Origin of the sequence: Jujubicoccus corallicola (assembly GCF_047345645.1) — a bacterium.
Taxonomy (GTDB): domain Bacteria; phylum Pseudomonadota; class Alphaproteobacteria; order Rhodobacterales; family Rhodobacteraceae; genus JBLEFH01.
Map to the genome: position 1 here is coordinate 16,164 of NZ_JBLEFH010000012.1, position 16,928 is coordinate 33,091.

Here is a 16,928-nt window from a genome sequence, read left to right on the forward strand (position 1 = left end):
CGCAGATATAGGGGCTTGGCGGCGGCGGTTAAAGCGCCGGGTCGGTTTGATGCAAAAGCGGGCGGGTCAGGTCGGAGAGCCGCGCCGCTTCGGGGTCTGCCAGCCAGCCCTCATGCGCGGCGCGGATCCCCGGCCATTCGCTGTCGATGATCGCGAACCAGGCAGAGTCGCGGTTCTCGCCCTTCGCGATCATATGCTGACGGAACACGCCCTCATAGGAGAAGCCCAGCCGTTGCGCCGCACGGCGTGACCCGCGATTGGCGGCGTTGCATTTCCACTCCACCCGGCGATAACCGAGATCGAAGAGATGGCGGATCGCGAGGTGAAATGCTTCGCTCGCCGCGGTGGTTTTCTGAAGGCTGGGCGCGAGCAGAACCCAACCGATTTCGCCGGCACCGTTGGGGCGATCCAGCCGCATGAAGAGGAAATGGCCGACGACCTTGCCACCGCGCAGAACCGCCATCGCCACGTCGTCCGGCTTCTCCACCAACGCCGCGATATGCGCCGCAAACGCCGCTTCATCCTGCGGCACGGGCGTTGCGAGATAGTCCCACAGCGCATCATGGCCCGCGACCTCGGGCCACATCTCGGCAGCATCGGACACAGCAAGGGGGCGCAAAGTCACATGCGCCCCCTCGATCACGCCGCCCGGCACAGGCGGCGCGCTGTAGCCCTCTAGGCTCATTCTTTCGGGATCATGCGCAGACCCAGCTCGCGCATCTGCTCATTGGTCGGCACGCTCGGCGCGTTCATCATCAGGTCCTCGGCGCGCTGGTTCATCGGGAACATGATGACCTCGCGGATGTTCTGCTCATCGGCGAGCAGCATCACGATCCGGTCGATCCCGGCGGCGCAGCCCCCATGCGGCGGCGCGCCGTAATGGAACGCCTTGACCATCGCGCCAAAGCGTTTCTCCACCTCGTCGCGGCCATAGCCAGCGAGTTCAAACGCCTTGAACATGATCTCCGGCTCGTGGTTCCGGATCGCGCCGGACACCAGCTCATACCCGTTACAGGCGAGGTCATATTGATAGCCCAGCACCTCCAGCGGATCGCCATTCAGCGCGCCCATCCCACCCTGCGGCATGGAGAACGGGTTGTGCGAGAAGTCGATTTTGCCCTCGTCATCCTTCTCATACATCGGGAAATCGACGATCCAGGCGAATTTGAACTGGTTCTCGTCGGTCAGGCCAAGCTCGCGGCCAATCTCGTTGCGCGCGCGACCCGCGACGGCCTCGAAGTCCTCCGGCTTACCGCCAAGGAAGAAGGCCGCGTCGCCCTCCCCAAGGCCAAGCTGCTGACGGATCGCCTCGGTCCGCTCCGGGCCGATGTTTTTCGCAATCGGGCCAGCGGCTTCAGTCTCGCCATTGTCGCCCTTTCGCCAGAAAATATAGCCCATGCCCGGCAGGCCCTCTTTCTGGGCGAAGGCGTTCATGCGGTCGGCGAATTTGCGGCTGCCGCCGGTCGGGGCCGGGATGGCGCGGATTTCGGTGCCGTCCTGCTCCAGCAGCTTGGCGAAGATGCCGAAGCCCGAGCCGCGGAAATGCTCGGACACGACCTGCATTTCGATGGGGTTGCGCAGGTCCGGCTTGTCGGAGCCGTATTTCTGCATGGCCTCGGCATAGGGGATGAGCGGCCAGTCGGCATCGACCTTGCGGCCCCCGCCGAACTCTTCAAAGAGGCCCTGAATGACCGGCTGGATCGCGGCGAACACGTCCTCTTGGGTGACGAAGCTCATTTCCATGTCGAGCTGATAGAAATCCGTCGGCGAGCGGTCGGCGCGCGGGTCTTCGTCGCGGAAACAGGGCGCGATCTGAAAATATTTGTCGAAGCCCGAGACCATGATGAGCTGTTTGAACTGCTGCGGCGCCTGCGGGAGGGCGTAGAATTTGCCCGGATGCAGGCGGCTCGGCACGAGGAAATCGCGCGCGCCTTCGGGGCTGGACGCGGTGATGATCGGCGTCTGGAATTCGTTGAAACCGGAGTCCCACATGCGGTTGCGCAGGCTGCGCACGACATTGGAGCGAAGCATCATATTGTTGTGGAGCGTCTCGCGGCGCAGATCGAGGAAGCGGTATTTGAGGCGCGTTTCCTCGGGATAGTCCAGTTCGCCAAAGACCGGGAGCGGCAATTCATCCGCCGCGCCGAGGACTTCCATATCGCGGATATAGACCTCAATCTCGCCGGTCGGGATCTTCTTGTTGATCAGGCTCTCGTCCCGCGCCTTCACCTCGCCGTCGATGCGGATGACCCATTCTGCGCGGACTTTTTCCAGCTCGTTAAAGACCGGGCTGTCGCTGTCCGCGATCACCTGCGTCATGCCATAATGATCGCGCAAATCAATGAAGAGCACACCGCCATGGTCGCGCACGCGGTGGACCCAGCCCGACAGGCGGACAGTGTCTCCGACATTGGTTTTGTTCAGGTCAGCGCATGTATGCGAGCGAAATTCATGCATGGATCGGTCCTTTTTGCTTGGCCCCGATACATCGCGGGAGGGCCGGAATGTCAAGCGAATGTCGGGCTCAGGCCCTTGCGAAACGCGCCTTGAGCAGGGCTTCGGCGTATTCTTCTTGGGCGGTCGAGTCCCAAACGACGCCGCCGCCCACATCGAGCCGGGTTTGCGCGCCGGCGTGGAGGGTGCGAATGGCGACGTTGAACCGCGCGCGGCCATCCGGCGCGATCCAGCCCATGGCCCCGCAGTAGGCGCCGCGCGGGCGGGATTCGAGGTCGCGGATAATCTCCATCGCCCGGATCTTCGGCGCGCCGGTGATGGAGCCGCAGGGGAAAAGCGCGCGCAGGACAGGCTCGAATTGCCAGTCGACGATTTCGCCCGTCACCTCGCTGACCATCTGGTGGACGGTGGTGTAGCTCTCGACATGGAAGAGCTTGGGAACAAGGACGTTTTTCGCAATCCGCGAGAGATCGTTGCGCAGAAGATCCACGATCATGAGGTTCTCGGCGCGGTTCTTCGGGTCCTCCGCCAGCCACGCTTTCGCGGCGCGGTCGGCCTCTGGCGTTTCGCCACGCGGCGCGGTGCCTTTCATCGGGCGGGTGCGGATCACACCGCCGTCGATCTCGAAAAACAATTCCGGCGAAAGGCAGGCCACCTCCCCCATCAGCGCAGCGTATGGCACCGGTTGATGCTGGCGCAGCGTTTCATAGAGCGCCGCCGCCTCGCCCGAACCGCCCGTCAGCGGAAAGGTCAGATTCGCCTGATAGATATCGCCCGCGCCGATATAGTCGTGAAGTGTCGCAAACCGCGCCGCATACTCCTCGCCGCTCCATTCCGGCTCCAAGGACGGCACCGCACCCGGCGCAGCGCGGGTTGGCGGCTCCGGCCCGTAGCTGATGACGAGATCCGCCAGCGGCAGATCGCGCACCTCAGGCAAAAGCGGCAACAGCCTATCCTCAAAGCAATATCCGAGTTCGTAGGAGAGCAGCCCCGCCACCCATTTGCCCTGCGCCCGCGCCTCCTCGACCGCTGCAAAGAGCGCGGGCAGATCCTCCGGCGTCTCCGCTGTGATCCGCGCACCGGAGAAACCGGCGGGGCCGTCCGGGCCAAACTCGAGAAGCACATCCTGCATCGGCTCTCGATACAGGGCTCGCCTCTTGCTCGCAAGAACACCATCATCGGCACTTGCATGAGCGGCACACATCCCTATAAGTCGGGGCGATTTACCCGCCGGGTGACGCCGACCCGGCGTCCATACCATTTGCCCGGAGGCCCCATGCCCAAACGCGACGACATCAGCTCCATCATGATTATCGGGGCAGGCCCCATCGTGATCGGGCAGGCCTGCGAATTCGATTACTCCGGGGCGCAGGCCTGTAAGGCGCTGCGCGAGGAAGGCTACCGGGTCGTCCTCGTCAACTCCAACCCCGCCACGATCATGACCGATCCGGGCCTCGCCGATGCGACCTATATCGAGCCGATCACCCCCGATGTGGTCGCCTCTATCATCGAGAAGGAACGCCCGGACGCGCTCTTGCCAACCATGGGCGGGCAGACCGCGCTCAACACTGCGCTGGCGCTCGACGATCAGGGTGTCCTGGAGAAATTCAACGTCCAGCTCATCGGCGCGAATCGCAAGGCGATCGAGATGGCCGAGGACCGCGCGCAGTTCCGCGAGGCGATGGACCGGCTGGGCCTGGAAAACCCGGCGGCGACGATTGCCAATTCCATGGATGAGGCGATGGCGGCGCTCGACACGGTCGGCCTGCCCGCGATCATTCGCCCCGCCTTTACCCTTGGCGGGACCGGCGGCGGCGTGGCCTATAACCGCGAAGATTACGAACGCATCTGCCGCTCGGGCATCGACGCTTCGCCCGTCTCGCAGATCCTGATCGACGAGTCGCTGCTCGGCTGGAAAGAATATGAGATGGAGGTCGTCCGCGACAAGGCGGACAATTGCATCATCATCTGCTCCATCGAAAACGTGGACCCGATGGGCGTGCATACGGGCGATAGCGTCACCGTCGCCCCGGCGCTGACGCTGACCGACCGCGAATATCAGATCATGCGGAACGCCTCGATTGCGGTCCTGCGCGAGATCGGTGTGGAGACCGGCGGCTCCAATGTCCAGTTCGCGGTAAACCCCGAAGATGGCCGCATGGTCGTCATCGAGATGAACCCTCGCGTCTCCCGCTCGTCGGCGCTGGCCTCCAAGGCGACCGGCTTCCCGATTGCGAAAATCGCGGCGAAACTGGCGGTCGGCTATACGCTCGATGAGCTCGACAATGATATCACAAAAGTCACCCCGGCGAGCTTCGAGCCGACGATTGACTATGTCGTGACCAAAATCCCGCGCTTTGCGTTTGAGAAATTCCCCGGTGCGAAGCCGGAGCTGACCACCGCGATGAAATCCGTCGGCGAGGTGATGGCGATTGGCCGCAACTTCCACGAGTCGCTGCAAAAGGCGCTCTGCTCGATGGAAAACGGGCTGACGGGTCTCGATGAGATCGCGATTGAAGGGGCCGCCGATGAGGGCAAGCCCGCCGTGATCGCCGCCCTCTCCAAAGCCACGCCCGACCGGATCCGCGTGATTGCCGAGGCGATGCGCTTTGGTCTGACCGACGCCGAAATCAACGCCGTCACCAGCTTCGATCCGTGGTTCCTCGCCCGCATCCGTGAGATCGTGGAGGAGGAGGCGCTGATCCGCGCAGAGGGTCTGTCCGACGATGCCGACGAGCTGCGCCGCCTCAAGATGATGGGCTTCTCGGATGCGCGCCTCGCGGATCTGTCGGGCAAATCCGAAGCCGAAATCCGCTCAATGCGCCGGATCGCGAAGGTGAACGCGGTCTTCAAACGGATCGACACCTGCGCCGCCGAATTCGAAGCGCAGACGCCCTATATGTATTCGACCTATGAAGCCGACGCCATGGGCACCACCGAATGCGAGGCCCGCCCGTCTGACCGCAAAAAAGTGGTGATCCTCGGCGGCGGCCCGAACAGGATCGGGCAAGGGATCGAGTTCGACTATTGCTGCTGCCACGCCTGTTTCGCGCTCTCGGACGCCGGCTATGAGACGATCATGGTCAACTGCAACCCGGAGACGGTGTCGACCGATTATGACACTTCGGACCGCCTCTATTTCGAGCCACTCACCTTTGAAAGCGTGATGGAAATCCTGCGGGTTGAGCAGGAGAACGGCACGCTGCACGGCGTGATCGTGCAGTTCGGCGGCCAGACGCCGCTGAAACTCGCCAATGATCTCGAAGCGGCGGGCATCCCGATCCTCGGCACGCAGCCGGACAAGATTGACCTCGCCGAAGACCGCGAGCGCTTCCAGCAGATGCTGAACAAACTGGGTCTGAAGCAGCCGGTGAACGGCCTCGCCCATTCCGACGAAGAGGCCATGAAGATCGCCAAAGAAGTCGGCTATCCGCTGGTGATCCGCCCGTCTTACGTGCTCGGTGGCCGCGCGATGGAGATCGTCCGCGACGACGCGCATCTGGAGCGCTATATCCGCGACGCGGTGAATGTGTCCGGCAAAAACCCCGTGCTTCTCGACAGTTACCTTTCCGGCGCGGTGGAGGTCGACGTCGATGCGCTCTGCGATGGTGAGAACGTCCATGTCGCCGGGATCATGCAGCATATCGAGGAAGCGGGCGTCCATTCGGGCGACAGCGCCTGCTGCCTGCCGCCGCATACGCTCTCCAAAGACACCATTGCGGAACTGGAACGCCAGACCCGCGCCATGGCGCTGGAGCTTGGCGTCGTCGGGCTGATGAATGTGCAATTCGCGATCAAGGACGACGCGATTTACGTCCTCGAAGTGAACCCGCGCGCGTCGCGGACCGTACCCTTCGTCGCCAAAGCCACCGACAGCGCGCTGGCCTCCATCGCCGCGCGCCTGATGGCGGGCGAGAAGCTTTCCGCCTTCCCTGAGCGCGCGCCCTACCCCGCCGACGCGGCCCCCGAGGACAAGCTCCCGCTCGCCGATCCGCTGACCCTCGCCGACCCCGCGATGCCGTGGTTCTCGGTGAAAGAAGCCGTGCTGCCCTTCGCCCGCTTCCCCGGCGTGGACCCGCTCCTCGGCCCGGAAATGCGCTCGACCGGCGAAGTGATGGGCTGGGACCGCTCCTTCCCCCGCGCCTTCCTCAAGGCGCAAATGGGCGCGGGCGTGGACCTGCCCGCCTCCGGCACGGCGTTCCTGTCGATCAAGGAAAGCGACAAACTCCCGGCCCTCGTCGAGGCGGCGCAAATCCTGAAAGATCAGGGCTTTGACATCCTCGCCACCCGCGGCACCGCCGATTTCCTCGGCGAACACGGGGTCGAGACGGAGATCGTCAACAAGGTCTACGAGGGCCGCCCGAACATCGTCGACCTCATGAAAGACGGCCGCGTCGATCTCGTCATGAACACCACCGAAGGCCAGCAAGCCATCGACGACAGCCGCTCCATGCGCGCCGTCTGCCTGAGCGACCGGATCCCCTATTACACGACCCTTGCGGCGAGTTTGGCAGCAGCGCAGGCCATCCGCGCGCGGGAAGAGGGTGAGATTGCCGTGCGGGCGTTGCAGGGGTGACTTTGCTATCTATGATCCGCGTCGACCCAGCGCCAACTAAATTTTAAATCGGAGTCCTTAAATTCTCCGAATATCCAAAATGGCACAGACTGGTGTGATGATTGACCGTCGATACTTCGACGACGGTCAATCGACGGATGAATTGTTTTGTTAATTTCTAGCTCTGATATCCCTTTTTCTTTTAATTTATCAAAACCTCCCTTTGCGAGATCAGCTTTTTTGCCGCCCCATTGCTGATAGCTCAATAATTTAGCCCCTTTCGACTGTAATGTTACTGAATCTAGAACTGCATCAACGTCCTCAAAATTCCTCACATGAACCCGGACGTTCGCATACTCAAAGTCAGATGCGGCCCGGTCTATTTTCAATTCGAAGGATAGCTTCTTTCTCTCAGTGAGCAGGCGATTTGCTATCGCCGACTGACGAGTATAGAAAACAATCATTGCAGTCATGAAAAGCGCTAGCCACTTGTCACCGTGATCTGCGAGATGTTGCAGAAACACTCTAAGGCTCTCTGACTTTTCTAGAACTTGCGATTGGACCACATCGCTCCAGTTTGTCAAATTTAATCTCCTGTATAAGCTCCTTGCTTGTGGCACATATGTTGAGTAGCTGAAACTCCATGCCCAAGCTCTATTTCCACTACTCGACCATGAATGCGGGGAAATCGACCCTGCTGCTGCAAGCCTCCTACAACTATATCGAGCGGGGGATGGAGACCTATTTGCTCACCGCCGATTTCGATGATCGGGGCGGGACGGGCAAGATTGCGAGCCGGATCGGGATCGCGGCGGAGGCGGACACCTATAACCAATCCACTGACCTTTACAAGAAAATCCGGGCGCGCCTGGCCGCCGGGCCTTGCGCATGTGTCATGGTGGATGAGGCGCAATGGATGACGGCGGAGCAGGCGTGGCAGCTCGCTTGCGCGGTCGATGATCTTGGCGTGCCCGTCATGGCTTACGGGCTGCGGGTCGATTTTCAGGGCAATCTCTTCCCCGGCTCCGCAGCGCTGCTTGCCTGGGCCGACGAGATGCGGGAGGTCCGCACCATCTGCCATTGCGGGCGCAAGGCGACGATGGTGATCCGGGTGGATGCCGAGGGCAAGGCTGTGACCGAAGGCAACCAGATCGAGGTCGGCGGGAATGACCGCTATATCTCGCTCTGCCGCCGCCACTACCGCGAGGCGACGGGCTGCGAAAGACGCGCTTAGGCCGGGCGGTTAAACCACGCGGCTCGGCAGCGGGCGATCCTCTTTAAAGGCGCGCAGATTGTCGACGGCGAGCATCCCCATGGCGGTGCGCGTGTCCACGGTTGCGCTGCCCAGATGCGGCAGAAGGCTCACATTGGCGAGCCGCATCAGCGCCTCGGGCACTTGCGGTTCCTTTTCAAACACATCAAGTCCCGCGCCCGCGATCTCGCCCGATTGCAGCGCCTCGATCATGGCGGTTTCATCAACCACCGTGCCGCGCGCCGTGTTGACGAGATAGGCGGTCTTTTTCATCTGCTTGAACCGCGCCGCATCGACAAAGCCGCGCGTCGACTCGCCGCCGGGGATGTGGAGCGAGATCACATCGGAGGTCTCGAACAGCGTGTCGAGGCCCACGGGTTTCGCTTGCGGGAGCGTCAGATTGCGCACCGGCGAGCGGTTGAAATAGATCACATCCATGCCGAACCCGTAAGCCGCGCGCCGCGCGACCGCTTGCCCGATCGCGCCCATGCCGATGATGCCGAGGGTCTTGCCCTGAAGGCCCGTGCCGAGCATGTCGGTGAGCGCGAAGCCGGACCACTCGCCGCGCCGGAGCATCGCCGCCGCTTGCTGGCCGCCGCGGGTCACGTCGAGCATGAGCAGCAGCGCGATATCGGCCGTTGCGTCGGTCAGAACGTCCGGCGTGTTGCTGACGGAGATCCCCAGCTCATGCGCCGCGACCACGTCGATATTGTTATAGCCGACGCCGAAATTCGCGATGATCTTGCAGCGCGTGGCCTGCTCCAGCATCTCCCGGTCGATGATGGTGGAGACGGACGGGAGCAGCCCGTCATAATTCTGAAGCGCCTCGATGATTTCCTCGCGGGAAATCTTCCGATCGTCCGGGTTCAGCGTCGCGTCGAAATCTTCCGTCAGCGCGGCCTCTACCGCGTCGGGCAATTTGCGTGTGGCAAAAACTTTCATCAAAAGAGCCTCCCCCCTAATGGCACATCCTGATCCGGGCGCAGCAGCACGACCTCGCCCTCTTCATCCGGCACGCCGAGAACCAGCACCTCGGACATGACCGGCCCGATCTGGCGCGGCGGGAAATTCACCACGGCCATGACCTGACGGCCAATGAGGTCTTCGGGCTGATAATATTTGGTGATCTGCGCGGAGGATTTCTTCTCCCCAATCTCGCCGCCGAAATCGACCCAGAGTTTGATCGCCGGTTTGCGGGCTTCGGGGAACGGCTCGGCCCGGACGATCTTGCCGACCCGGATATCCACTTTCAGAAAATCGTCGAAAGAAATCTCGGCCATGCTCGCTCCCATAAAAAAACCGCCCACGCATTTGCGCAGGCGGTCTTTGAGAAATCAAGCCGGGTTGGGCTTATTTCTTGGTCGCAGCGTTCACAGCTTTTTCGGTGTTCGCTTGCGCGGTTTTGGTGGCTTCGCCAACGGTCTTCTGGATCTCGTTGATCGATTCCTGAACGCGAGCCGACACGATGTCGTAAGCTTCGCGGTTGGCTTTCTGAGCGGTCTCAGCAAGCTCGGTCATGTTGGCAACGCCTTTTTCGAAAGCGAGGCGCATAGCTTCAGCTTGCTTTTCAGCGTTCAGCGACTGCGATGCGTCGAACTTGCCGAATTTGTCCTGAGCTTCTTTCATGGTCTCTTCGAAGAGCTTCACTTGCTTCTGGAAGAGGTCCTGATAGCCAGCAGCGGCAGCTTTGTTGGCTTCAACAAGAGCTTCCATGTTCTTGCGCTGAGCTTCCATGAACTGCTCCGGCTTGTAGCCCGGCACGTTCATGTTCTGCCATGTTTTGAACATGTCGTTGTTGCTGAAATATTCGGTCATCTTGGTGACATCGAACGGGAAGGCTTTGCTATCGAACATAATGTCCTCCTAAAGGTTGGTGTTTCGCCTTGACCCACAAGGTAGTGTTGCACTGCACAAAAATCAAGCCTTTTGTGCAGTGCAACATTTAAAACTTTACCGATCCTTAACCAAGCTCTTTGTCGCGTTTCAGCGCGGCCTGAACAGCCTTTTGCATCAATGATTTAAAGCCCGACTGCTCATCCATCAGGACCTCCATCGCCGCCGCCGTGACCCCTCCAGGAGAGCATACGTTAATTCTTAATTGCTGCGGACTCTCGGGAGAATCACTTGCCAGCGCCCCCGCTCCATTGACCGTCGCGACCGCGAGTTTCTGAGCCATCTCGGGCGGCAGACCATTGGCGATCCCGGCCTCCTCCATCGCTTCCATCAGGTGGAACGCATAGGCCGGGCCGCAGCCCGAGAGCGCCATCGCGGCGGACATTTGCGACTCGTCATCGAGGATCACCGTCTCGCCGACCGCTTGCATCAGCGCATCGGCTTCCTTCACTGCCGCCTGCCCCGCCGCGTCATTGCCGACGATCAGGCTCATGCCCTTGCCAACCGCGCTCGGCGTGTTCGGCATGACCTTCACCACAGGCACATCGCCGAGGCGCGTGGTGAACCAGTCGAGCGTCAGACCGGCCGCGACGGAGATGAACACCGTCTCGCCATTCGTCAGCGGCTCCAACTGGTCCATAATCTCGCCCATCTTCTGCGGCTTGACCGCCAGAACGGCGATGGCGGTGCCGGGGGTGATCTCGTCATTGATCCGCACCCCTTGCGCCTTCACCCAGTCCGACGGGCGCGGCGCGATCACATTGACCTTTTGGGGATCCAGCCCCGCCTTGAGCCAGCCATCGAGCATGGCCGAGCCCATCTTGCCCGCGCCAATCAGGATCAGGCCATGTTCAGAAATACGGTCGGGGATCATAGGACGCTCCTTCTCTTGCGTTCCCATGACTGTGGCAAGACCTGCCCGCGCTTGCAACGGGTGGGGTCGAAATCACGTAGGCATCGGGCGGGCGTCAGGCGCGGCCGAAGCTTTCCGCCATCGAGATCTCCATCCCCTCTTCGGCGTCCGTATCGCCGCAGGCGACGAGTTGGAAGCCAGGGTAGAACCGGTCGCAAGCGACCCGCGCGTTGGCGAGCATGGAGGCAATCTGCTCCGGTCCCGCCGTCGCGCCGCCCGAGAGGAACAGCCCGTAGCGGAAGAGCATCAGCTCCTGCTCCGGCCAATAGGTGAAGGCCCCGGCCCAGCATTTGTCATTCGCCAGCCCCATCATCTTATAGAGCGCATCGACCCGCTCTTCTTCCACGCGCAGATCGAAGGTCGCGACCAGACGCAGCATTTCCTCGCGCGCGGACCAGACGAGGCTGATCTCATAGTCGCGCCAGTCGCCGGTGACGGTGAGCGCGATCTGCTCATCGCCCAGACGGTCGAAATCCCAGCTTTGGGAAATCGCCAGATCCTCGGCAACATTGATGGGGTCGATATCGAAAGGGTCAAACTGCTCACTCAGCGCCATGCTGCACCTCATTGGTGTGCCCGAGTGACGATCCACGCCATCGGGCGTTTCCTACGAGCGGTCGCGGCGATGAACCAGACCGCTACAAAATATGGTGGCCCGGCTTTGCGCACCTGTCCAGATATTTTTTATTACGGCTTTATGAACGGCAAAGGCCGGGACATGCCCGGCCTTCATCAAACTTAACGGTGGGGTCCGCTTACCCCTTGTTTTCCATCGCATCGAGACGAGCCTTGAGCGCCTCATTCTCTTCACGCGCCTTCTGCGCCATCGCGCGCACCGCATCAAATTCTTCGCGGGTCACGAAATCGCGCTCCGCCAGCCAGCGGTCGATCCAGCTTTTGAACGCCGTCTCCGCCTCATCCTTAGCCCCTTGCGCGACGCCAAAGGCACTGTTCATCATCTTCGACATATCATCGAAAAACTTGTTCTGGGTCTGCATCTGTCTCTCCTTGCCGCTCGCCAGCATCTGGGACTTATATGGGGACAGAGACGTGAATTGCAAAGGCTTGACCTTATGCGGCGATGCGGCGAAGAGAAGCCATGCTGATGGCCATACCCTTCCCGAATATCGACCCGGTCCTCTTCTCCCTGGACCTCGGTGCCTTTACCTTCGCGATCCGCTGGTATGCGCTCGCCTATATCGTCGGGCTGGTCCTCGGCTGGCGGCTCATTATCCATCTCGCCGGGCGGGACGATCTCTGGGGCGGGCGCGCACCGCTGACCAAACAGCAGGCTGATGATCTGCTGACCTGGATGATCCTCGGCGTCGTCCTCGGCGGGCGGCTCGGTTATGTGCTGTTCTATCAACCGGGCTATTTCCTCGCCAACCCGCTCGACGCTCTGAAGATCTGGCAGGGCGGCATGTCCTTCCATGGCGGCTTTGCCGGGGTGATCGTTGCGGTGCTGATCTACGCCCGCAAGCTTGGCGAAAACCCGATCCGCATCGGTGATGCGGTGGCGCTGGCCGCCCCTATCGGGCTCTTCTTCGGCCGTCTCGCCAATTTCATCAATGCCGAGCTTTGGGGCCGCCCGACCGACGCGGTTTGGGGCGTCGTTTTCCCGAACGCGCCTTGCGGGGACGGCACGCACTGCGCCCGCCACCCGTCACAGCTTTACGAGGCGGCGCTGGAAGGCCTGCTGCTCTTCATCATCCTCGCCATCGCCGTCTGGGGCTTCCGCTCGCTCCGCCGCCCCGGATTGAACATCGGCATCTTCCTGCTCGGATACGGGCTCGCCCGCATGTTCGTCGAGCATTTCCGCGAAGCGGATTTGCAATTCATCAGCCCGGACAATCCGATGGGCTATGTGATCCGCCTTGGCGATCTCGGCCTGTCGATGGGGCAACTGCTCTCGCTGCCCATGGTCATCATCGGCATCATCCTCATCGCACGCGCCCGCCGGCGCGAGGCGCTGTGACGCCGCTCGAAGAGCGTATCCGGCGGCAAATCGCCCAAACCGGCCCGATGAGCGTGGCCGATTACATGACGCTCTGCCTCGCCCATCCCGAACACGGCTATTACGCCACCCGCGACCCATTAGGCGTTGCGGGCGACTTCATCACCGCGCCGGAAATCAGTCAGATGTTCGGCGAGATGATCGGCCTCTGGCTCGCGGCGACATGGCAGGCCCAAGGCGGCCCGTCGCCGTTTATCCTCGCTGAACTCGGCCCCGGTCGCGGCACCCTGATGGCGGACGCTTTGCGGGCCACCAAAGCCGTGCCGGGCTTCCACGCCGCCGCGCGGCTCTGCCTTGTCGAGACCAGCCCCGCCTTGCGCGCGAAGCAGGCGGACGCGCTGGCGGGCTACGCACCGGAATGGGTCGGCTATCCCGACGCCCTCCCGGACGGCCCGCTCTTCCTCATCGCCAACGAGTTTTTCGACTGCCTCCCGATCCGCCAATTCGTGAAGACCGATGTCGGGTTCACCGAGCGCATGATCTCGACCCAAGACGGCAAACTCATCTTCGGCCTTGCGCCCGCCGCGCCGGACCAAGCCCTCTTCGCGCGCTTCGGTGATCTGCCCGAAGGCCGCATCGTCGAGCTTTGCCCCGCCGCCGAGGCCATCGCGAGTGGATTGCAAAGCCGGATCGACCAGCAAGGCGGCGCAGCGCTGATCATCGACTATGGCGGGCGGAACGCGAGCGGCGACACGCTCCAAGCCCTCCGCGCGCATCAAAAACAATCGCCACTGGAGACGCCCGGCGAAGCGGATCTCACCGCCCATGTCAATTTCGCCGCCCTCGCCCCCGGCGCGCCCTATACAACCCAAGGCACCTTTCTCGAACGGCTCGGCATCACCGCGCGGGCGCAGGCCATCGCCAAAACCCTCAACGGCGCCGCTCTCGAAACCCATATCGCGGCACACCGCCGCTTGACCCACCCGGACGAGATGGGCAGCTTGTTCAAAACCGCCGCGCTTCTGCCGAAGGGCGCGGACGCCATTGGATTTGATCCCGGAGAGATCGCATGACCCTGACCCAGCTCACCGCCGACCTGCCTGTCATCCACGGCTTTTTCACCCGGCAAGGCGGGGTCTCGACCGGGCTTTATGCGGAACTCAATTGCGGGCGCGGCAGTCAGGACGAGGCTACCAATGTCGATGAAAACCGCGCGCGCGTCGCGAAGGCGGTTGGCGTAACGCCCGAAAATCTGCTCTCCGTCCACCAGATCCATTCCGACATTTGCGTGATCGCGGAGCCGGGCATGGACCGGCCTGAAGCGGACGCCATGGCGACCAATAACTCCGACATCGCCCTCGGCATTCTCACCGCCGATTGTGGCCCGGTCCTTTTTGCCGACGCGGAAGCGGGCGTCGTCGGCGCGGCGCATGCGGGTTGGAAAGGCGCGCTTGGCGGCGTCCTCGGCGCGACCATCCGCCGAATGGAAGACCTCGGCGCGGACCGCGCCCGCATCCGCGCCGTTCTCGGCCCCACCATCTCGCAGAACGCCTATGAGGTCGGCCCGGATTTCGGCGAGCGCTTCATGGATGAAGACCCCAGCTACGCCCGCTTCTTCTCCGGCGGCAAGGGCGACCGGCTGATGTTCAACCTGCCGAGCTTCATCCTCGACACGCTCCGCCGCGAGGAAGAGATTGCGGATGCCGAGTGGATCGGCGAATGCACCTATTCCAACCCCGGCAAATTCTTCTCCTACCGCCGCACGACCCACCAAAACGAGCCGGATTATGGCCGCCTCATCTCGGTGATCCGCGCGCAGCCAATATCTTGACGCCGCGAAACCCGCGCGCCATTACCCTTGCAAACAACGTCTAAACGGGAGCGCCCCATGCCTCATTCTGTTCTCATCCTGCCCGGCGACGGTATTGGCCCCGAAGTCATGGCCGAGGTCCGCCGCATCATCACATGGTTCGAGACCAATCGCGGCATGGATTTCGAGATCAGCGAAGGTCTCGTCGGCGGCTCCTCCTACGACCAGCACGGCACGCCGCTCACCGATGAGACCATGGCGAAAGCGCAAGAGGTGGACGCGGTCCTGCTCGGCGCGGTTGGCGGCCCGCAATATGATCAGCTTGATTTCTCGGTCAAACCCGAGCGCGGCCTTCTGCGTCTGCGCAAGGAAATGGACCTCTTCGCCAACCTGCGCCCCGCCCAGTGCTTCGACGCGCTGGCCGATTTCTCCTCGCTGAAAAAAGACGTCATCTCCGGCCTCGACCTCGTGATCGTCCGCGAGCTGACCTCCGGCGTTTATTTCGGCGAGCCGCGCGGGATCATGGACGACAATCAGGGCGGTCGCATCGGCGTCAACACGCAGCGTTACACGACCGACGAGATCCGCCGCGTGGCTCGCACCGCCTTTGAGCTGGCCATGCGCCGGAACAAGCGCGTCTGCTCCATGGAAAAGGCGAATGTGATGGAAAGCGGCATCCTCTGGCGCGAGGAAGTCATTGAAGTGGCCAAGGATTACCCCGAGGTCGAACTGTCGCATATGTATGCCGACAATGGCGCGATGCAGCTTGTCCGCGCCCCGAAACAGTTCGACGTGATCGTGACCGACAATCTCTTCGGCGACATCCTTTCGGACTGCGCCGCCATGCTCACGGGCTCGCTCGGCATGCTGCCCTCCGCCTCCCTCGGCGCGCCGATGGCGAACGGCAAACCGAAAGCCCTTTACGAGCCGGTCCACGGCTCCGCGCCCGACATTGCGGGCCAGGGCAAGGCCAACCCCTGCGCCTGCGTGCTCTCCTTCGCCATGGCGCTGCGCTATTCCTTCGATGCGGGCGACGAGGCCACGCGCCTCGAAGACGCCGTCGAAAAGGTCCTCGCGAACGGCGTGCGCACCCCGGACCTCATGCAAAAGGGCGACGCGGAACCCGTCACGACCACCGGCATGGGCGACGCGATCCTCAAAGCGCTCGACGCCAGCCTGTGAGCGCCCCGGTCCGCATCGGCCCTGTCGCTGAAGCGGACCGCTCTCGCGCCGTCGATCTCTTCTACACCGCCTTCGGCGCGAAGCTCGGCTTCCTCGGCCCGCGCGACAAAGCCTGCGCCTATTTTGCTGACGTCTTCGACCTCAGCTTCATGACCGGCGTCTATCTCGGCGAGCGCCTCGTCGGCATCGGCGCCAGCAAATCCGCCGCCGATGACGGCAACGGCTTTTTCAACGAAACCATGATGGGCGGCCTCTTCCGTCTCGGCCCCTACCGCGCCGCCGGGCTCATGCTGCTCCACGCCGACCCCGAGCCGGACACGCTCTATATCGAGTCCCTCTCCATCGACCCCGCCCATCAGGGCCGCGGCCTCGGCGCCGCCCTGATCGCCTATCTGAAAACCGAAGCCGAAGCCCAAAACCTGCGCGGCCTCTCCCTTGATGTGATCGACACAAACCCGCGCGCCGCCGCCCTCTACCAGCGTCTCGGCTTCGAAACCCGTCACCGCCGCGCCCTGCCCGCCTATGCCCGCCCGTTCCACTACGGCTTCGCGGCCCATCTGCGCATGGCGCAGTTTTGGGAGAGAAACCCGCTTGCACCCGCCGAAGAATCCGTTTACGCAAGCGCCCAAGTCGGAGTGTAGCTCAGCCTGGTAGAGCACTGTCTTCGGGAGGCAGGGGCCGGAGGTTCGAATCCTCTCACTCCGACCATTTCCCCGCTGTGAATTGACACTCTATTTGACCTTTTTGGACAGAAGTTGTCCTCAGAGTGGCGATTGAGCGGCATCATCGATTGGTGGTTTTAGAGGTTTCGGCTTTCGGCCCTGAGCCGACATGCGCTACACAATCCCAATGCCGCGGCGCGGCCCGTCGAATGAGATATTCGCTGCGCTTGCTCGATATCGGCGATGGTATCGA

The 16,928-nt window shown here is 62.3% G+C and carries 18 protein-coding genes and 1 tRNA gene; 9 read left to right on the plus strand and 10 right to left on the minus strand.

Annotated features, from left to right (window positions below; all coding sequences use genetic code 11):
• Window positions 1–28 precede the first annotated feature (28 nt).
• The 3 genes from ACMA5I_RS15465 to pabB form a co-directional block, all read right to left on the minus strand.
• The gene (locus ACMA5I_RS15465) at window positions 29–685 is read right to left on the minus strand and encodes a GNAT family N-acetyltransferase (protein ID WP_525887184.1); all 657 of its coding nucleotides are present in this window, start codon (window positions 683–685) and stop codon (window positions 29–31) included.
• On the minus strand, window positions 682–2,457 hold the full coding sequence (aspS, locus tag ACMA5I_RS15470; RefSeq protein WP_525887185.1) for an aspartate--tRNA ligase: 1,776 nt from the start codon (window positions 2,455–2,457) through the stop codon (window positions 682–684). Before aspS ends, ACMA5I_RS15465 begins: the two co-directional genes overlap by 4 nt.
• Window positions 2,458–2,524: 67 nt before the next feature.
• On the minus strand, window positions 2,525–3,586 hold the full coding sequence (gene pabB / locus ACMA5I_RS15475; protein WP_525887186.1) for an aminodeoxychorismate synthase component I: 1,062 nt from the start codon (window positions 3,584–3,586) through the stop codon (window positions 2,525–2,527).
• Between the two features lie 144 nt (window positions 3,587–3,730).
• Here pabB and carB point away from each other — a divergent pair, with 144 nt between their 5' ends.
• Window positions 3,731–7,030 carry a carbamoyl-phosphate synthase large subunit gene (carB, locus tag ACMA5I_RS15480; RefSeq protein ID WP_525887187.1) on the plus strand — a complete coding sequence of 1,100 codons (3,300 nt, stop codon included), beginning with the start codon at window positions 3,731–3,733 and terminating at the stop codon, window positions 7,028–7,030.
• A gap of 5 nt (window positions 7,031–7,035) precedes the next feature.
• Here carB and ACMA5I_RS15485 read toward each other — a convergent pair whose 3' ends face one another.
• Window positions 7,036–7,482 carry a hypothetical protein gene (locus ACMA5I_RS15485; protein WP_525887188.1) on the minus strand — a complete coding sequence of 149 codons (447 nt, stop codon included), beginning with the start codon at window positions 7,480–7,482 and terminating at the stop codon, window positions 7,036–7,038.
• 170 nt (window positions 7,483–7,652) lie between these two features.
• Between ACMA5I_RS15485 and ACMA5I_RS15490 the strand changes: the two genes are divergently transcribed.
• Window positions 7,653–8,243 carry a thymidine kinase gene (locus ACMA5I_RS15490; protein ID WP_525887189.1) on the plus strand — a complete coding sequence of 197 codons (591 nt, stop codon included), beginning with the start codon at window positions 7,653–7,655 and terminating at the stop codon, window positions 8,241–8,243.
• Between the two features lie 9 nt (window positions 8,244–8,252).
• Here ACMA5I_RS15490 and ACMA5I_RS15495 read toward each other — a convergent pair whose 3' ends face one another.
• The 5 genes from ACMA5I_RS15495 to ACMA5I_RS15515 form a co-directional block, all read right to left on the minus strand.
• Window positions 8,253–9,203: a 2-hydroxyacid dehydrogenase gene (locus tag ACMA5I_RS15495; protein WP_525887190.1), complete on the minus strand. Its 951-nt coding sequence runs from the start codon at window positions 9,201–9,203 to the stop codon at window positions 8,253–8,255.
• Window positions 9,203–9,541 (minus strand): tRNA-binding protein, encoded by a 339-nt coding sequence (locus ACMA5I_RS15500; RefSeq protein ID WP_525887191.1) that lies wholly within the window; start codon window positions 9,539–9,541, stop codon window positions 9,203–9,205. Before ACMA5I_RS15500 ends, ACMA5I_RS15495 begins: the two co-directional genes overlap by 1 nt.
• Before the next feature lie 70 nt (window positions 9,542–9,611).
• Window positions 9,612–10,115, minus strand: coding sequence for a TIGR01841 family phasin (gene phaP / locus ACMA5I_RS15505; protein ID WP_525887192.1), 504 nt, complete (start codon window positions 10,113–10,115; stop codon window positions 9,612–9,614).
• A 106-nt stretch (window positions 10,116–10,221) separates the two neighbouring features.
• Window positions 10,222–11,055, minus strand: coding sequence for a pyrroline-5-carboxylate reductase (gene proC / locus ACMA5I_RS15510; protein ID WP_525887193.1), 834 nt, complete (start codon window positions 11,053–11,055; stop codon window positions 10,222–10,224).
• 67 nt (window positions 11,056–11,122) lie between these two features.
• Window positions 11,123–11,623, minus strand: a complete 501-nt coding sequence (locus ACMA5I_RS15515) for a type III secretion system chaperone family protein (RefSeq protein WP_525887194.1) — start codon at window positions 11,621–11,623, stop codon at window positions 11,123–11,125.
• Between the two features lie 24 nt (window positions 11,624–11,647).
• Here ACMA5I_RS15515 and ACMA5I_RS15520 point away from each other — a divergent pair, with 24 nt between their 5' ends.
• Entirely contained in the window at window positions 11,648–11,809 is a 162-nt protein-coding gene (locus tag ACMA5I_RS15520; protein ID WP_525887195.1) for a hypothetical protein, read from the plus strand.
• Window positions 11,810–11,822: 13 nt separating this feature from the next.
• On the opposite strand, the gene ACMA5I_RS15525 is transcribed toward ACMA5I_RS15520, so the two are convergent.
• Window positions 11,823–12,065 (minus strand): accessory factor UbiK family protein, encoded by a 243-nt coding sequence (locus ACMA5I_RS15525; protein WP_525887196.1) that lies wholly within the window; start codon window positions 12,063–12,065, stop codon window positions 11,823–11,825.
• Between the two features lie 83 nt (window positions 12,066–12,148).
• Between ACMA5I_RS15525 and lgt the strand changes: the two genes are divergently transcribed.
• The 6 genes from lgt to ACMA5I_RS15555 all read left to right on the plus strand — a co-directional run bounded on the left by lgt (window position 12,149) and on the right by ACMA5I_RS15555 (window position 16,721).
• Window positions 12,149–13,042 (plus strand): prolipoprotein diacylglyceryl transferase, encoded by an 894-nt coding sequence (gene lgt / locus ACMA5I_RS15530; protein ID WP_525887197.1) that lies wholly within the window; start codon window positions 12,149–12,151, stop codon window positions 13,040–13,042.
• Window positions 13,039–14,094, plus strand: a complete 1,056-nt coding sequence (locus ACMA5I_RS15535) for a class I SAM-dependent methyltransferase (RefSeq protein ID WP_525887198.1) — start codon at window positions 13,039–13,041, stop codon at window positions 14,092–14,094. Before lgt ends, ACMA5I_RS15535 begins: the two co-directional genes overlap by 4 nt.
• Complete coding sequence (pgeF, locus tag ACMA5I_RS15540) at window positions 14,091–14,852, plus strand: peptidoglycan editing factor PgeF (RefSeq protein ID WP_525887199.1); 762 nt, start codon at window positions 14,091–14,093, stop codon at window positions 14,850–14,852. Before ACMA5I_RS15535 ends, pgeF begins: the two co-directional genes overlap by 4 nt.
• A 57-nt stretch (window positions 14,853–14,909) precedes the next feature.
• Window positions 14,910–16,013 carry a 3-isopropylmalate dehydrogenase gene (leuB, locus tag ACMA5I_RS15545; protein ID WP_525887200.1) on the plus strand — a complete coding sequence of 368 codons (1,104 nt, stop codon included), beginning with the start codon at window positions 14,910–14,912 and terminating at the stop codon, window positions 16,011–16,013.
• On the plus strand, window positions 16,010–16,654 hold the full coding sequence (locus ACMA5I_RS15550) for a GNAT family N-acetyltransferase (protein WP_525887201.1): 645 nt from the start codon (window positions 16,010–16,012) through the stop codon (window positions 16,652–16,654). Before leuB ends, ACMA5I_RS15550 begins: the two co-directional genes overlap by 4 nt.
• Window positions 16,645–16,721 (plus strand) — tRNA-Pro (locus ACMA5I_RS15555). The genes ACMA5I_RS15550 and ACMA5I_RS15555 overlap by 10 nt, the downstream gene beginning before the upstream one ends.
• The last annotated feature ends 207 nt before the right edge of the window (window positions 16,722–16,928 follow it).

Bases quoted from the DNA above. Each gene is read 5' to 3' on its own strand.
- phaP (WP_525887192.1), bottom strand. From the start codon at position 10,115: ATGTTCGATAGCAAAGCCTTCCCGTTCGATGTCACCAAGATGACCGAA.
- ACMA5I_RS15515 (WP_525887194.1), bottom strand. From the start codon at position 11,623: ATGGCGCTGAGTGAGCAGTTTGACCCTTTCGATATCGACCCCATCAAT.
- lgt (WP_525887197.1), top strand. From the start codon at position 12,149: ATGCGGCGAAGAGAAGCCATGCTGATGGCCATACCCTTCCCGAATATC.
- proC (WP_525887193.1), bottom strand. From the start codon at position 11,055: ATGGGAACGCAAGAGAAGGAGCGTCCTATGATCCCCGACCGTATTTCT.
- carB (WP_525887187.1), top strand. From the start codon at position 3,731: ATGCCCAAACGCGACGACATCAGCTCCATCATGATTATCGGGGCAGGC.
- leuB (WP_525887200.1), top strand. From the start codon at position 14,910: ATGCCTCATTCTGTTCTCATCCTGCCCGGCGACGGTATTGGCCCCGAA.
- aspS (WP_525887185.1), bottom strand. From the start codon at position 2,457: ATGCATGAATTTCGCTCGCATACATGCGCTGACCTGAACAAAACCAAT.
- ACMA5I_RS15500 (WP_525887191.1), bottom strand. From the start codon at position 9,541: ATGGCCGAGATTTCTTTCGACGATTTTCTGAAAGTGGATATCCGGGTC.
- ACMA5I_RS15525 (WP_525887196.1), bottom strand. From the start codon at position 12,065: ATGCAGACCCAGAACAAGTTTTTCGATGATATGTCGAAGATGATGAAC.
- pgeF (WP_525887199.1), top strand. From the start codon at position 14,091: ATGACCCTGACCCAGCTCACCGCCGACCTGCCTGTCATCCACGGCTTT.
- ACMA5I_RS15465 (WP_525887184.1), bottom strand. From the start codon at position 685: ATGAGCCTAGAGGGCTACAGCGCGCCGCCTGTGCCGGGCGGCGTGATC.
- pabB (WP_525887186.1), bottom strand. From the start codon at position 3,586: ATGCAGGATGTGCTTCTCGAGTTTGGCCCGGACGGCCCCGCCGGTTTC.
- ACMA5I_RS15495 (WP_525887190.1), bottom strand. From the start codon at position 9,203: ATGAAAGTTTTTGCCACACGCAAATTGCCCGACGCGGTAGAGGCCGCG.
- ACMA5I_RS15490 (WP_525887189.1), top strand. From the start codon at position 7,653: ATGCCCAAGCTCTATTTCCACTACTCGACCATGAATGCGGGGAAATCG.
- ACMA5I_RS15485 (WP_525887188.1), bottom strand. From the start codon at position 7,482: ATGACTGCAATGATTGTTTTCTATACTCGTCAGTCGGCGATAGCAAAT.